This window comes from Streptomyces sediminimaris (assembly GCF_047049295.1).
In the GTDB taxonomy this organism is placed as follows: Bacteria; Actinomycetota; Actinomycetes; order Streptomycetales; family Streptomycetaceae; genus Streptomyces; species Streptomyces sediminimaris.
Map to the genome: position 1 here is coordinate 1,048,271 of NZ_JBJWOT010000001.1, position 12,961 is coordinate 1,061,231.

13 protein-coding genes are annotated in these 12,961 nt (G+C 73.0%); 5 read left to right on the forward strand and 8 right to left on the reverse strand.

What is annotated here, in order from left to right:
* Positions 1-14: 14 nt before the first annotated feature.
* Positions 15-446, forward strand: coding sequence for a VOC family protein (locus ACJ9NR_RS04845; protein WP_412489583.1), 432 nt, complete (start codon positions 15-17; stop codon positions 444-446).
* Positions 447-463: 17 nt separating this feature from the next.
* On the opposite strand, the gene ACJ9NR_RS04850 is transcribed toward ACJ9NR_RS04845, so the two are convergent.
* Both ACJ9NR_RS04850 and ACJ9NR_RS04855 read right to left on the reverse strand, forming a co-directional pair.
* On the reverse strand, positions 464-1,402 hold the full coding sequence (locus ACJ9NR_RS04850; RefSeq protein WP_412489582.1) for a carbohydrate kinase family protein: 939 nt from the start codon (positions 1,400-1,402) through the stop codon (positions 464-466).
* Entirely contained in the window at positions 1,399-2,085 is a 687-nt protein-coding gene (locus ACJ9NR_RS04855; protein ID WP_412489581.1) for a class II aldolase/adducin family protein, read from the reverse strand. The genes ACJ9NR_RS04850 and ACJ9NR_RS04855 overlap by 4 nt, the downstream gene beginning before the upstream one ends.
* Before the next feature lie 58 nt (positions 2,086-2,143).
* On the opposite strand from ACJ9NR_RS04855, the gene ACJ9NR_RS04860 reads away from it, so the two are divergent.
* Complete coding sequence (locus ACJ9NR_RS04860; protein WP_412489580.1) at positions 2,144-2,770, forward strand: TetR/AcrR family transcriptional regulator; 627 nt, start codon at positions 2,144-2,146, stop codon at positions 2,768-2,770.
* Between the two features lie 416 nt (positions 2,771-3,186).
* Here ACJ9NR_RS04860 and ACJ9NR_RS04865 read toward each other — a convergent pair whose 3' ends face one another.
* Both ACJ9NR_RS04865 and ACJ9NR_RS04870 read right to left on the reverse strand, forming a co-directional pair.
* Entirely contained in the window at positions 3,187-4,233 is a 1,047-nt protein-coding gene (locus ACJ9NR_RS04865; RefSeq protein ID WP_412489579.1) for a helix-turn-helix domain-containing protein, read from the reverse strand.
* 61 nt (positions 4,234-4,294) lie between these two features.
* Positions 4,295-5,500 carry a cysteine desulfurase-like protein gene (locus tag ACJ9NR_RS04870; RefSeq protein ID WP_412489578.1) on the reverse strand — a complete coding sequence of 402 codons (1,206 nt, stop codon included), beginning with the start codon at positions 5,498-5,500 and terminating at the stop codon, positions 4,295-4,297.
* 373 nt (positions 5,501-5,873) lie between these two features.
* Between ACJ9NR_RS04870 and ACJ9NR_RS04875 the strand changes: the two genes are divergently transcribed.
* Positions 5,874-7,484 (forward strand): MFS transporter, encoded by a 1,611-nt coding sequence (locus ACJ9NR_RS04875; RefSeq protein WP_412489577.1) that lies wholly within the window; start codon positions 5,874-5,876, stop codon positions 7,482-7,484.
* A gap of 809 nt (positions 7,485-8,293) precedes the next feature.
* Here the strand turns inward: ACJ9NR_RS04875 and ACJ9NR_RS04880 are convergent.
* A complete protein-coding gene (locus ACJ9NR_RS04880) occupies positions 8,294-9,469 on the reverse strand; it encodes a cytochrome P450 (RefSeq protein WP_412489576.1) in 1,176 nt (391 codons plus the stop codon).
* 120 nt (positions 9,470-9,589) lie between these two features.
* Between ACJ9NR_RS04880 and ACJ9NR_RS04885 the strand changes: the two genes are divergently transcribed.
* Together ACJ9NR_RS04885 and ACJ9NR_RS04890 are read left to right on the forward strand one after the other, a co-directional pair.
* The gene (locus tag ACJ9NR_RS04885) at positions 9,590-10,648 is read left to right on the forward strand and encodes a right-handed parallel beta-helix repeat-containing protein (protein ID WP_412489575.1); all 1,059 of its coding nucleotides are present in this window, start codon (positions 9,590-9,592) and stop codon (positions 10,646-10,648) included.
* A 70-nt stretch (positions 10,649-10,718) separates the two neighbouring features.
* Positions 10,719-11,747: a methyltransferase gene (locus ACJ9NR_RS04890; RefSeq protein WP_412489574.1), complete on the forward strand. Its 1,029-nt coding sequence runs from the start codon at positions 10,719-10,721 to the stop codon at positions 11,745-11,747.
* Between the two features lie 80 nt (positions 11,748-11,827).
* Here the strand turns inward: ACJ9NR_RS04890 and ACJ9NR_RS04895 are convergent, their stop codons facing one another.
* The 3 genes from ACJ9NR_RS04895 to ACJ9NR_RS04905 are packed head-to-tail and all read right to left on the reverse strand — an operon-like array spanning position 11,828 to position 12,955.
* Positions 11,828-12,160, reverse strand: a complete 333-nt coding sequence (locus tag ACJ9NR_RS04895; protein ID WP_412489573.1) for a TcmI family type II polyketide cyclase — start codon at positions 12,158-12,160, stop codon at positions 11,828-11,830.
* 22 nt (positions 12,161-12,182) lie between these two features.
* A complete protein-coding gene (locus ACJ9NR_RS04900) occupies positions 12,183-12,698 on the reverse strand; it encodes an SRPBCC family protein (RefSeq protein WP_412489572.1) in 516 nt (171 codons plus the stop codon).
* Positions 12,699-12,700: 2 nt separating this feature from the next.
* Positions 12,701-12,955, reverse strand: a complete 255-nt coding sequence (locus tag ACJ9NR_RS04905) for an acyl carrier protein (protein WP_412489571.1) — start codon at positions 12,953-12,955, stop codon at positions 12,701-12,703.
* Positions 12,956-12,961 lie beyond the last annotated feature (6 nt).

Sequence of the window (12,961 nt, forward strand, 5' to 3'; positions counted from 1 at the left end):
CCAGGGAGTCGGTCATGAAGCGGAACCGCTCCATCCCCTCACCGACCGTGATCCCCGTCCTGATCTATCCCGACGTACGCGCGGCGGTCGCATGGCTCGGCGCCGCCTTCGGGTTCACCGAGCGGGTACGGATCGGCGAGGACCACCGCGCCCAGCTCGCCTTCGGGGACGGCGCGGTGATCGTCGGGGACACGCGCAAGGACCGCCGGCCGCCGCGCCCCGGTGAGGTCACGCACTCGGTGACGGTGCGGGTCGAGGACGCCCGCGCGCACTGCGAGCGGGCCCGGGAACACGGTGCGCGGATCGTCATGGAGCCGACCGACTTCGAGTACGGGGAGCGCCAGTACACGGCCGAGGACCTGGCCGGCCATCAGTGGACGTTCTCGCAGACCCTCGCGGACGTCGCCCCTGAGGAGTGGGGCGGGCGGACGGTCACGGCGGACTGACGGATCCCCGGCGGCGGTCAGGCGCGGATCTTGTGCGTCATGGCGAACTCGTCGGCTTCGGGCAGGTCGAAGTCGCCGTGGTCGCTGCCGAGTCCCTGCGCCACCAGCGCCGCCGCCGCGCTGCCCAGCACGGCGGCCTCGCGCGGGGTGCGGCCGAGGCCGATGCCGCGCAGGAAGCCGGCCGAGAAGGCGTCACCGCATCCGGTGCTGTCGACGACGTCCACCTCGAAGGCGGGGACCGTCTCGGTGCCGTCCGCCGTCACCAGGAGCGCACCGTCTCCGCCGCGCGTGACGGCGACCAGTCCGGCCCCCGCGGCCAGGAACTTCTTCGCCCCGGTGACGAGGTCCTCCTCCTCGCTGAAGCCGAGGAGCTGGTCGTCGTTGGGCAGCAGGAAGTCGACGTACGGCAGCAGCGGCTCGATCTGGTCGTAGGTGCCGAGGTCGCCGGGGGCGAGGAGGTCCACCGAGGTGACCACGTCGTGCTCCTTGGCGTGCGCCAGGATGCGCGCGGCGACGTCGGCCCCGATCAGCTCCGGGCCGCCGAGGTGGAGATGGGTGGCCTCCTCGACGGCGTCCCAGGGCACGTCGTCGAGGCCGTAGGTGACGTTGGCGCCCAGCAGGTGGAGGGTGGGCCGGTCGCCGTTGGGGCGGATGGGCAGGACGGTCGCCGAGGTGGAGGTGCCGATACGGCGGACGAGCAACTCGGTGTCGATTCCCGCCCGGTCCAGCAGCCGGATGAGCAGGTCGCCGGTCGGGTCGGTGCCGATCGCGCCCGCGGTGCGCACCAGGGCGCCGAGTTTGGCGAGGGTGAGCGCGGTGCCGGCGGCCGTCCCCGCGGCGGTCATCCGGATGTCCTCCACAAGGGTGGCGCCCTGGCCCTCGGGTATCTCCTCCACCGGCCGTACCAGCACGTCCAGTACGTGCACGCCCATCGTGACGACCTGCTGTGCCTTCATCGGTTTCCCTCCTGCGCGGGTGGTACGGGGCGGGTGGTGCCGTAGTCGCGGGCGATCGCGGCCTCGACGACGGCGAGTTGCCCGGCCTCGTCGAGGACCCGGGGCGTGCCGAGGGCGGCCGCGTGCTGGTAGACGCCGCAGGCCCACTCCAGGAGCAGGGCGTGCTCGACGGCCTGCTCCAGGGTCGGGGCATGGGTGACGGCGCCGTGGTTGGCCATCAGGGCGGCGCCGCGGCCCTCCAGCGCGGCGAGCACCGAAGCGGCCAGTTCGGGGGTGCCGAAGGTGGCGTACGGCGCGACCCGGACGGTGCCGCCGAGGGCGAGCAACTGGTAATGGACGCAGGGAAGTTCGTCCAGGACGCAGGAGAGCGCGGTGGCCATCGGCGCGTGGGTGTGGACGACCGCGCCGGTGCCGTAGCGCCGGTAGACGCCGAGGTGCAGATCCAGTTCGGAGGTGGGCTGCAGGTCCCCCTCGACGACTGCGCCGTCCAGGTCGACCACCGTCACCTGGTCCGGGCCGAGTCGGGCGAGCACCGCTCCGGTCGCGGTGATCGCGACCCGTTCCCCCACACGCACGCTGACGTTCCCGGCCGTGCCGATGAGCAGGCCCTCGGCTCCCAGCCGGCGGCAGGCGTCCGCGACGGCGGCCCGCTCCTGACCCAGCACCACGCTTGAGTCGGTCATGTGCGGGAACCTAACCCAAAGGTGAAACAAAGTCACGTTCGGATCCGGAGGTCGCCCCGTGCGTGAACCGGCCGCCGCACCCCTGCGCCGCACGCCCCAACAGGCGCGCAGCAAGGCCCGGTTGGCCCGGGTCCTGGAGGCCGCCGAGCGGGTCCTGGTCGCGGACGGCGTCGAGGCCCTGACCACGACCCGCGTCGCCGCGGAGGCGCGCGTCTCGGTCGGCTCCTTGTACCAGTACCTGCCCGACCGCGAGGCGATCATCGACGCGCTCGCGACCGGGTACTTCGCCCGGCTCGAAGCCGCCATGGACGGGCTCGTGCGCACCGCGTCCGCCGGGCGCTGGGCGGACCCGGTCGGGGTACTCGTCGACGAGTTCGCCGCGATCTACCGCACCGAACACGGCTTCCGGGCCCTGTGGTTCGGCAGCGGCCCGACCGAGCGGACCCGCGCCGCGGACCGGGCGCACAAGCGGCGCATGGCGGACGGTGTCCGTCGTGTCCTCCTCGCCCTCGGCCTCGCCCACGACGACGAGCGGCTCACCCGGTCCTGCCTCGCCGCCGTCCTGGCCGCCGACGCTCTCGCCCAGGAGGCCTTCCGCCGCGACGCGTCGGGCGACGCGGCTCTGCTGGAGGAGGCGAAGGTGATGCTGCGGGGGTATCTCGCGGCGATCGCCGGGCGCGGGTGAACCGGGCGCGGGTGGGCCGGGCGCCCTCCCCTCGCCTCCCCGACCGCGAGACGCCCGTGAGAAACCTGTGAGACGTCCGCGAGACCCCGCGAGACGTCCCGAGGCGTCCCTGAGACCGCCAGGAGAGGTCCCTGAGCGCGGTGCGGCGGAGGCCTCCCGCCGACGCGGAACCGGGGCCGGGCGACCGCGCCCCCTTCGTCGACGGCGTGGTCCTCAGCGTCGACGGAGGCATCCGCGCCCGGGCCGGAAGGCGGCCGTCCGGCGGGCCCGGCTCTCGGGTGCGTGCCACGGTTCGGGCACCGGGGCACCCTGGCACGACGGCGGGGCCAGGACTCCCCGGCAGTCCTGGCCCCGCACGGTCCGCGCCCGCTCTCCCCCGTGGCGAGCACAAGGATGCACAGGAGGCCGGCTCCGTGTCATCGGCGTCCGGTCCACAGCTGCTTGGCGGAGGGTCCACTGGAGGGTCCACACCCCTGCCGCGCGGCCTCGGCGCGGTCCGCGGCCCACGCCCGTTCGCGGTACTCGCTCGGCGGGACGCCCTGGGCCGTGCGGAAGGCGCGCGTGAACTCGGCGGCACGCGGGAAGCCCCAGCGGGCGCCGACGGCGTGGATCGGCGTCGTGCGCTGGGCCGGGTCGGCGAGGTCGCGGCAGGCGCGCCGCAGCCGCTGGTCGCGGATGTAGGCGCCGACGGTGATGCCCTCGGCCTGGAAGAGGCGGTAGAGGTAACTGCGCGAGATGTGGTGCGCGGCGGCGATCCGGGCGGGGGTCAGCTCCGGGTCGCCGAGATGGCGGCGGATGTACGCCTTGACGCCCACGGTCAGCGTGCGGGCGCGGGTCTCGGGCGGCACCTCCCGGTCGGCGTCCAGGGCGTGGGCGAAGACCGCGGTCACCAGGTCGGTGACGACGGTGCCCAGCCGGGGCCCGTCCGACGGCCGGTAGGGCCCGGTGTCGGAGACCAGCTGGATCAGGAACTGCGCCAGCAGCGCGCCCATCCCCTCGCGGCTGGAGACCCGGCTGCCGATCACCCGGTCCGCCCGGTGCCCGGGCAGGGCCACCAGGGCCCTCGGTATCTCGACCCCGATCATGCTGACCGGCTCGGGACCGGTGGAGATGTCGTACGAGCGTGAGGAGCTGTTGGTGTGGAAGTCGTCGATGCGGTAGGCGACCTGCCGGCTGCCCCAGCTGGCCGCCGCTTCTCCCCGCCGCAGCAGGGAGAGGTGGTAGACCTCCGGGTCGGACTGCCGGATCAGCTTGGGCGTCCGCCGGAAGACCAGGTGGTCGAAGGTCGCCGGCCAGACGGTCACGTCCCCGAGGCCGACCAGGCGCTGTTCGCCCCGGTAGTCCGCCGCGCGGTCACTGGCCAGCCGCATGGGCGCGTGGGTGCGGCCCATGCGCTCGGTCCAGGCTTCGAACCGGTCGCCCACCGGCAGGTCCGCGGTCCGCAGGAACGATTCGTCCAGCACGGCCGTAGTCAACCACACGCCTCCGGCGGCAGGCCGGGCGCCCGGCCGCCGGTCAGGGCGTTCAGCGCGTGAGGAACTCCGCGAGCCCCGCCAGGAGCCGGTCGACGTCCTCCGCGTCGTTGTAGGGGGCGAGGCCGACGCGCAGGCCGCCGGTGTCGCCGAGGCCGAGGTGGCGGGAGGCCTCCAGCGCGTAGAAGGAACCCGACGGGGCGTGGACGCCGCGTTCCGCGAGGAAGCCGTAGGCGTCCGTGGTGGAGCGGCCCTCGAAGGTCAGCAGGAGGGTGGGGGTGCGGTCGGCCGCGCGGGAGTGGATCGTGATGCCGCCGAGTGCGGACAGACCCTTGTCGATCCGCGTGCGCAGGCTGTCCTCGTGACCTGCGAGCGCCGTGAACGCCGCGGCCAGGCGCCCGCGCCGGGTTCCCGTGGCGCTCGGGTCGAGCCCGGCGAGGAAGTCGACCGCGGCGGTGGTGCCCGCGAGGAACTCGTAGGGCAGCGTGCCCAGTTCGAAGCGTTCGGGGACCGCGTCGGTGGCGGGCAGGAGCTTGTCCGGATGCAGGGTCCGCAGCAGCTCCGGCCGGGCGGCGAGGACGCCGTGGTGGGGGCCGAGGAACTTGTAGGCGGAGCAGACGAAGAAGTCGGCGCCGAGCTGCCCGAGGTCGACGAGCGTGTGGGCGGCGTAGTGGACGCCGTCGACGTGGCAGAGCGCCCCGACTTCGTGCGCCAGGCGGGCGATCTCGGCCACGGGGGGACGCGTGCCGATCAGATTGGAGGCGGCGGTGACGGCGACCAGCCGGGTGCGCTCGGACAGCACGGCGCGGATGTCGTCGGCGGTCAGCTCCCCCGTGGCCGGATCGAACCCGGCCCAGCGCACGGTCGCACCGGCCCGGGCGGCGGCCTGCACCCAGGGGCGGATGTTGGCGTCGTGGTCGAGCCGGGTGACGACCACCTCGTCACCGGGCCGCCACGTCGTGGCGAGGGTGCGGGAGAAATCGTAGGTGAGCTGGGTGGCGCTGCGGCCGAACACGATCCCGGCCGGGTCCGCTCCCAGCAGGTCGGCCATGGCCGCGCGGGCGCCGACGACGATGGCGTCGGCGTTGCGCTCGCCCGGCGCGGTCCGCCCCCGGTTGGACAGCGGCCGGGACATCGCGTCGGCGACGGCGCGGATGACGCGTCGCGGGGTCTGGGTGCCGCCCGGGCCGTCGAAGTGCGCCGTTCCGGCCGCGAGGGCGGGGAACTGGGAGCGGATGGCGGCGATGTCGTACGTCACGAGGCAGCTCCTGTGCGGGTCGGGCCGGGGCCATGATCGTGCGCGATCGGCGAGGGACGTGGCAACCACGGGGCCGCCCGGGCGGCCCCGGGCAGGTGGCGGGGAGCGCACCCGCGCGCACCCGCACCGCGGAGCCGCCCGGCGGAGAGCCGGCGGTCCCGCGGGCACCGGCCGCATCCGCCGGCCGCCGGGGCGTTCGTGCCGGGCTCGCCGCCGCCTGGGCAGGGGCCGTCGAGATCGGCCAGGTGTCCGCGTGACACCGCGATGACCCAATATTGGGCATCCCATTGACCGCCGTAGAAAAACTGCCCTACATTCGCAGCGATTCCCGGCGCTGCCATCCCCCCGTAAACCCGCCCATAAGGGGAACCACGTGTCCACCGAAGCACGCACCCAACCGGATTCCACCTCCGTCGGCCGACCGTCCGGCGGGCTGCCCGTCGGCACCCTGGTCGCCGGCTGCTTCGCGGTCTGTCTCGCCCAGATCGCACTGGCCATGCCGGCCACCCTGAACGGGCTCTTCCAGGAGGACCTGCACCCCGTCGGCTCGCAACTGACCTGGATCTCGGACGCGTTCCTGCTGCCCGTCTCCGTCCTGGAGCTGACCTTCGGCGTCCTCGGCGACCTCTTCGGCCGCAAGCGCCTGCTGGTCGGCGGCGGCGCGCTGCTGGTGCTCGGCGAGGCGCTCGCGGCCGCCGCGACCGGCATCCATCTGCTCTGGCTGGGCCAGGCCATCGCGGGCCTGGGCGCGGCGGCCCTGTTCCCGACCTCGCTCGCGATGATCGCCGCGGGCACCCACTCCGCCAGGGACCGCGCCCGCACCATCGCGATCTGGGCCGCGGCCCTGTCCAGCGGCGGCTTCGTCGCCCCCGTGCTCGGCGGCATCACCGGCAACTACGGCTCCTGGCGCTGGGCCTTCGTCGTGGTCACGGGCCTGGCCCTGATCAGCACCGTGCTCAGCCAGCTGCTGGCGCACGACTCGAGCGCCCCGGAGGGCCGTTCGCTCGACCTGGCCGGTCAGATCACCGTCGGCGTGGGCATGTTCGCCCTGCTGTACGCGGTCATCCAGGGCCCCGCGGACGGCTGGACGGCGACACCGGTGGTGATCGCCTACGTCGTCGCCGCGGTGTGCATGGGCCTGTTCGTCGTCGCCGAGCACCGGGCCGCCTCGCCCCTGCTGCGGCTCGACCTGTTCAAGAACCGGGCGTTCGCGGTCGCGTCGTTCGTCGCGGTGGTCGGCATGTTCAGCTACCTCGGCACCGCCTACGCGACCAGCATCCGGCTGGGCCCGGTCCAGCACCAGAGCCCGCTGCGCGGATCGTTCGCCTTCATCCTGCTCAACGCCTGGACGCTGCTGCTGATGCCGGTGATCTCCCGGCTGCTGGAGAAGGTCAGCCCGAGGTGGATCCTGGGCGCCGGTCTGGCGCTGATGGCGACGGGCGACTTCATCGCCGCCACCCTGTCCGTCCACGACCGGGCCCTCACCGCGCTCATCGTGCCGATCGGCCTGGTCGGCATCGGCTTCGCCCTGACGGTGTCCTCGATCACGGCCACCGCGGTGAACACCGTGGAGGTCCACTACGCGGGCATGGCCAGCGCCTCCACCAGCCTGCTCCGCGACTTCGGCTTCACGCTCGGCCCGGCGGTCATCGGCGCGATCGCGCTGAGCCGCGCGGCGGACGAGTTCACCTCGAAGCTGTCCGCCTCCGGACTGCCGGCCCAGGCCAAGGCGGCCGCGGGCCAGGTCGCGGCGGAGGGCGGCCCCCTCGCCGCCAACTCGGTCCCGCCGTCGTCCCCGCCCGGCGGCGCGGTGCCCATCGCCCTGGAGGCCCTCGGCAACGGTTACGCGGTCGGCTACGTCGTCTGCGGCGTGGCCGCCCTCGCCTGCTGCCTCCTCAGCGTGGTCGCGCTGCGCGGAAAGGGTGACAAGGACGCCACCGTGGGCATCGAGGAGGATGCGCGGGAACAGCCCGCGGCCGCCTGAACCACGGCCGTCGGATATCGCTGCGGAATGCGCGTCATCTGCAGAAAGGGTGACCCTTTCGGGGATGCCCGGGAAATGTCAGACACGGGCCCGGGGTCGCGCGCGCCGGCAATACGGCACGGTGACGCACCGGATGGGAAACGCGGAGAACGCCATCGGCCCGGCGGCCCGGGTACCGGACCTGCGACTGCCCCCGGGCACCCCTGCCGCATCCGGAGCAGGCGGTCCGTGGGCCGCAGGACTGCCTGCTCAGACCGCCCGGGACACGGCCCTTTCGCGTTCGTGCGCCCTGTGACCGACGGACCGGGCCGGCCGGTCACAGGATGTTCTCACCGCCCGCACACAACACTTTCGCCTTCTCCTCGATCGCGGCCCGCCGGCCCTCATGGGTCCAGTGGTTGCCATGGCCTCTCGGCGCGGCAGAGCCGTGTCTGACAGTATTTCCCGGATCGGCTCCCGCGACATGATTGAGGAATTGAGACTGTGACACCCGACATAACCGGAAACGATCGCCTGCCGGTCTACGAGAGTCTGCTCCGCGAGCGCGGTGACGCCGTGGCGGAGGCCCGCGTGGCGGCCGAACACATGCAGCACCAGGCGCCACAGGCCGCGGTCCACCACGACCAGGTACCGGCGGCCCACCACGAGCGGAGTGCGCCGGGGCCCGGCTCCCACCAGCAGCAGGCGGCACCTCAGCATCGTCAGCACGCTCAGCATCAGGCGGCGCCGCAGGATCCTCAGCGGCCCCAGCGCTCGTAGTACCGGTGACGCGCCCGTGGAGACGGGGCCCGGCCGGGTGCGAGGACGGCTCAGCCGGGCCGGTCCCACAGCACGTGCAGCGTGGGCGGCTTGCGGAAGACCAGGCCCTCCGGAGCAGTGGGGCGGTCCGGGTCCAGGCGCAGGCCGGGCAGGCACCGCAGCAGGTGCTCCAGCGCCATGCGGGTCTCCAGACGGGCCAGATGGGCTGCGACGCAGTGGTGCGGGCCGTGGGCGAAGGCCAGCTGGAGGCGGGCGCCGGCGCGGCGGACGTCGAAGCGGTCGGGGTCGGGGAAGACGGCCGGGTCGCGGTTGGCGCCCGCCAGGGAGACGGTGACGGGGTCGCCCTCGCGGATGACGGCCGCGCCCAGCTCGATGTCCCGGGTGGCGTAGCGGTCGACGACGACGGCGCCCGGCTCGAGCCGCAAGGACTCCTCGATCGCGCCGTCCAGCAGGTCCGGGTCGGCCCTGACGAGCGCGAGCTGGTCGGGGTGCCCAAGCAGCTGCAGCAGCGCGTTGGTGATCATCGCCTCGGTGGTCTCGATGCCGCCGAACATCATCACCGCGGCGTTGGAGGCCACTTCCGGCAGGGCCAGCCGCTGCGCGGCGGCCACCAGCAGCGACGCGCCGTGCCGGCCGGCGACGGTGCCTTCCACGGCTGCCCGCAGCTCCGCGTAGGCGGCGGAACCGGCGGGCCCCGCCTCGCGTCCCGCGGTGATCTCCGAGACCGAGCGCACGATGGCGTCGTACCACGACAGGACCGTGTCCGCGCCGACGCCCGCCAGCCCGAGGGCGTCGGTCACCACGGCGACGGCGAGCGGTCCCGCGAAGGCGCGCCGCAGTTCCGCGGCGCCCGCCGGGCGCAGGGCGTCGACGAGCCGGCCGGTCTCCCGCTCGATGGACGCGGCGAATCCGTCCCGCACCCGCCGGGGCCGGAAGGGCGGATTGAAGGGCTCGCGGTGGCGGGCGTGCTCGGCACCGTCCAGGGACAGCATGCTCGGCCCGACGACCCGCGCGGTGGAGAACCGGGGGTCGTCGACGGTGAAGGTCGCGGCGTCCCGCATCACGCTCAGCGCCAGGTCGCGCCGGGTCACCAGCCAGCCGCCCAGCTCCGGCAGCCAGGACACCGGCTCGTGCGCGCGCAGCAGCGCGAGGCGCGGATGCGGATCGCGGGCGAGTTCGGCGAGCGTGGTCGCGGCGCCGAGCGGGAAGGACGTGACGACACTCATCGTGAGCCCTGGTCGAGTGCGGAGTGAGCCATCGCCTCGAACACTACAGCGGGGGTGTGACACGCCACCGGATGGCCCATCGGCCCGGTGAGCGGTCCATCGGGTCATAGCGTTCGAGATATGACGAAATACCGCATTGCGTACCTGATGTGCACCGCCGTGGTCGTCGGGACGGGACTCGGTGCCGCTCCGCCCGCCTCCCACCACGAGGTGCACGTGGTCTGGCCCGGCGAGTCGATCCAGAAGGCGGTGGACGCCGCCGGGAGCGGGGACACCGTTCTGCTGGCCCCCGGCACCTTCCACGAGAGCGTCAAGGTGACCACGCCGGGGCTGACCCTGCGCGGCATGGGACGCAGCACGGTGATCGAACCGGGTACGAAGAGGGCCGCCGGCAGCTGCGCCGAGGGCGGGAACGGCATCTGCGTCGTCGGGACGAAGGACCGCGACCTGGCGGGCGTCACCGTCGCCAACCTGACCGTCACCGGCTTCGCCCGCAGCGGTGTGTTCTCCATGGCGACCGACGGGCTGACCGTCCAGGACGTGACCTCGGTCGGGAACGGTGTGTGGGGCATCGCCCAGGAGCGCTCGGTGCACGCGGTGATCAGGGACAACACCGCCCGGGACAACGGTGACGCGGGGGTCTTCCTCGCCAACACGATCAAGGAGGAGGCGGGCGCCTCGGATACCGGCGGCACGGTCGTCGAGCGCAACCGCCTGGAGGGCAACCGCATCGGCGTCACGGTGCGCCGGCTGCGCAACCTCGTCGTCACGCGCAACCACGTCACCGGCAACTGCGCGGGGGTCTTCGTCGTCGGCGACGAGAACAAGCCGAAGGCCGGCGACCTGGCCGTGCGCGGCAACTACGTCGTACGCAACAACAAGTCGTGTCCGAAGACGGACCGGCTGGAGGCACTGCAGGGCTCCGGGATCGTCGTGACCGGCGCCGACGACACCGCGGTGACGGGCAACATCGTCAGGGACAACGTCGGCACCTCCTCGATGTCCGGCGGCATCGTCCTGTTCAAGAGCTTCGTGGGCGTCACCAGTGACCACAACCGCATCACGGGCAACGTGCTCAAGGGCAACTCCCCGGCGGACCTGGTCAACGCGGACCTCGGCAAGGACAACACCTTCCAGGGCAACACCTGCCGCGCGTCCAAGCCCGCGGGCCTGTGCTGACCCGCCCGTCCCGGCCCCTCGCGCGTACCGGCCCAGGATGCGTGGACCGGCAGAAGGAAGGAAGCGGCGCATGACGACCGCACAGACCGCTCCGTCGCCGTCCATGCGGCTGAGGGAGCTCGCGTTCGCGGCGGCGTGCGCCGCCGCCGTCCGGGCGGCCGCCCGGCTGGGCGTCCCGGACGCCCTCGGTGAGGCCGCCATGTCCGTGGAGGACCTCGCGGCCGCCGTGAAGGCCGAACCCCGTCCGCTGCGGCGGCTGCTGCGCGCGCTGTCCTGCCACGGCGTCTTCGCCGAACTGCCGGACGGGACCTTCGCGCACACCGACGTGTCCCGGCTGCTGCGCGAGGACGACCCGCACAGCCTGCGCGCCATCTCGCTGTGGTGCACCGAGCCATGGACCTGGGACGCCTGGCCGCGGCTGGACGAGGCGGTGCGCACCGGGCGCAACGTCATCGAGGACCTCTACGGCAAGGAGTTCTTCCCCTACCTCAACGAGGACGCCCCGGAGTCGGCCGACGTCTTCAACCGCGCCATGACGACCTCCAGCGCGCAGTCGGCACGCGATGTCGCCGCGTTCCTCGACCTGTCGGGGAGCTCGTCGGTCGCCGACCTCGGCGGCGGCCAGGGGCACGTCGTGGCGAGCCTGCTCGACAAGTACCCGTCGATGCACGGCACTCTGCAGGACCTGCCCCGGGTGGTGGAGAACGCGGTGCCGCGGCTGCGGGAGGGCGGGGACCTCGCGGACCGGGTGCGCATCGTGCCCGGCGACGTCCGGGTGGCCGTCGCGGTGAAGGCCGACGTCTACGTCATCAAGAACATCCTGGAGTGGGACGACGAGAGCACCGCGCGGACGCTGCGCAACGTGCGCGAGGCGGGCGGCCCGGGCACCCGGGTCGTGGTCATCGAGAACCTCGTCGACGACTCGCCCTCCATGCGGTTCAGCACCGCGATGGACCTGCTGCTGCTCCTCAACGTCGGCGGGGCGAAGCACACGACGCGGAGCATGGTGGAACGGCTGACCGGGGCGGGACTGGTCATCGACGACGTCCGGCCGGTCAACCCCTATCTGCACGCCTTCGACTGTCACGTGCCCGGCTGACCGGGCCGCCGGCCGCACGGACCACCGGTGGCCCGATCCCGCGTCGTCGCGGGTCCGGCCACCGGTGGTGCCGCGCCGGGTCAGCCGGCCGGGTCACGCTCCCAGAGGTAGAAGCGCCGCGCCATGGCGTCCTTGGGGGAACGCCAGGTGGCGGGGTCGTAGGCGGTGACGTGGGCGGACAGCCGTTCGCTGACGTCCCGGAACTCGGGGTGGTCGGTGACCTTGGCGATGGCGGGGCCGGGCTCGCGCTCGGACTCGATCAGGTGCAGGTAGACGTCGCCGAACTGGAAGAGGCTGCGCCGGGTCACCCCGACGAGGTGGGGCAGCTCTCCGCGGTCGGACTCCGCGAACACCTTGGCGATGTCGGGCGCCGATCCCGGTGCCATGCGGGCGACGATCAGGGCTTGGTGCATGGGGGGTCGTTCTCCGTCCGGCTCAGCCGTTCAGGCCCGGCGTGGCCCCGCGCTCGGCGGCGGCCTTCTCGATGCGGTCCCGGATCAGGCCCATCTGGACCTTGGAGTTCCGGTTGATGTTGTCGGTCATCCAGGCGTCGTCGACCGGCGCGTCCGGCTTCATCGCGAAGTCCTGTGTCCAGACCATCCGCGTGCCGCCCGGCACCTCCTCGTAGCGCCAGTGGATGTCCATGTGGTCGAAGGGGCCCGTCTCGACGCGGCGGGCCCGGACGGTGAGGGTGTCGCGGTCCGGCTCGCGCTCGGAGACCCAGCTCCACACCGTGCCGTTGGCGTCCGGGTGCATCGTCAGCCGGAAGGTGGTCCTGTTCCCCTCGCGGGAGAGGACCTCGACCGAGGCGTACTCGCTGAACAGCCGCGGCCAGTTCTCCAGGTCGTTGGTCATGTCCCAGACCAGGTCCAGCGGTGCCGCGATGGTGATCTCGTTCCGGGTGTGTCCGGTCTCCTGGGTGTGTCCGGTCTTCCGGGTGTGTCCGGTCATGCTCACGCTCCTGTCATGAGGGCACTGTTGACGAGGTCGAGGAACTGCCGGGGCGTCTTCGAGCGTTCGGCGTCCGGAGGCATCGGGGTGCCGTACCGGTTCTCCAGCTCGCCGACGATGCCCAGCAGTCCGAGCGAGTCGATGCCGAGGGTGTCGAAGCCCGGGTCGGCGACGCGGAGTTCCTCCGGAGCGACGGTGACCCCGGCGGATTTCTTCATGAGCTCGGCCAGCTCTTCGACGGTGATGCGATCGGTCATGGACCT

What these genes read in the sequence shown, in the direction of transcription:
- ACJ9NR_RS04900 (WP_412489572.1), bottom strand. Translation starts at nt 12,698, where the DNA reads ATGACCGGACACACCCGGAAGACCGGACACACCCAGGAGACCGGACAC.
- ACJ9NR_RS04855 (WP_412489581.1), bottom strand. Translation starts at nt 2,085, where the DNA reads ATGACCGACTCAAGCGTGGTGCTGGGTCAGGAGCGGGCCGCCGTCGCG.
- ACJ9NR_RS04845 (WP_412489583.1), top strand. Translation starts at nt 15, where the DNA reads ATGAAGCGGAACCGCTCCATCCCCTCACCGACCGTGATCCCCGTCCTG.
- ACJ9NR_RS04850 (WP_412489582.1), bottom strand. Translation starts at nt 1,402, where the DNA reads ATGAAGGCACAGCAGGTCGTCACGATGGGCGTGCACGTACTGGACGTG.
- ACJ9NR_RS04905 (WP_412489571.1), bottom strand. Translation starts at nt 12,955, where the DNA reads ATGACCGATCGCATCACCGTCGAAGAGCTGGCCGAGCTCATGAAGAAA.
- ACJ9NR_RS04895 (WP_412489573.1), bottom strand. Translation starts at nt 12,160, where the DNA reads ATGCACCAAGCCCTGATCGTCGCCCGCATGGCACCGGGATCGGCGCCC.
- ACJ9NR_RS04890 (WP_412489574.1), top strand. Translation starts at nt 10,719, where the DNA reads ATGACGACCGCACAGACCGCTCCGTCGCCGTCCATGCGGCTGAGGGAG.
- ACJ9NR_RS04885 (WP_412489575.1), top strand. Translation starts at nt 9,590, where the DNA reads ATGACGAAATACCGCATTGCGTACCTGATGTGCACCGCCGTGGTCGTC.
- ACJ9NR_RS04880 (WP_412489576.1), bottom strand. Translation starts at nt 9,469, where the DNA reads ATGAGTGTCGTCACGTCCTTCCCGCTCGGCGCCGCGACCACGCTCGCC.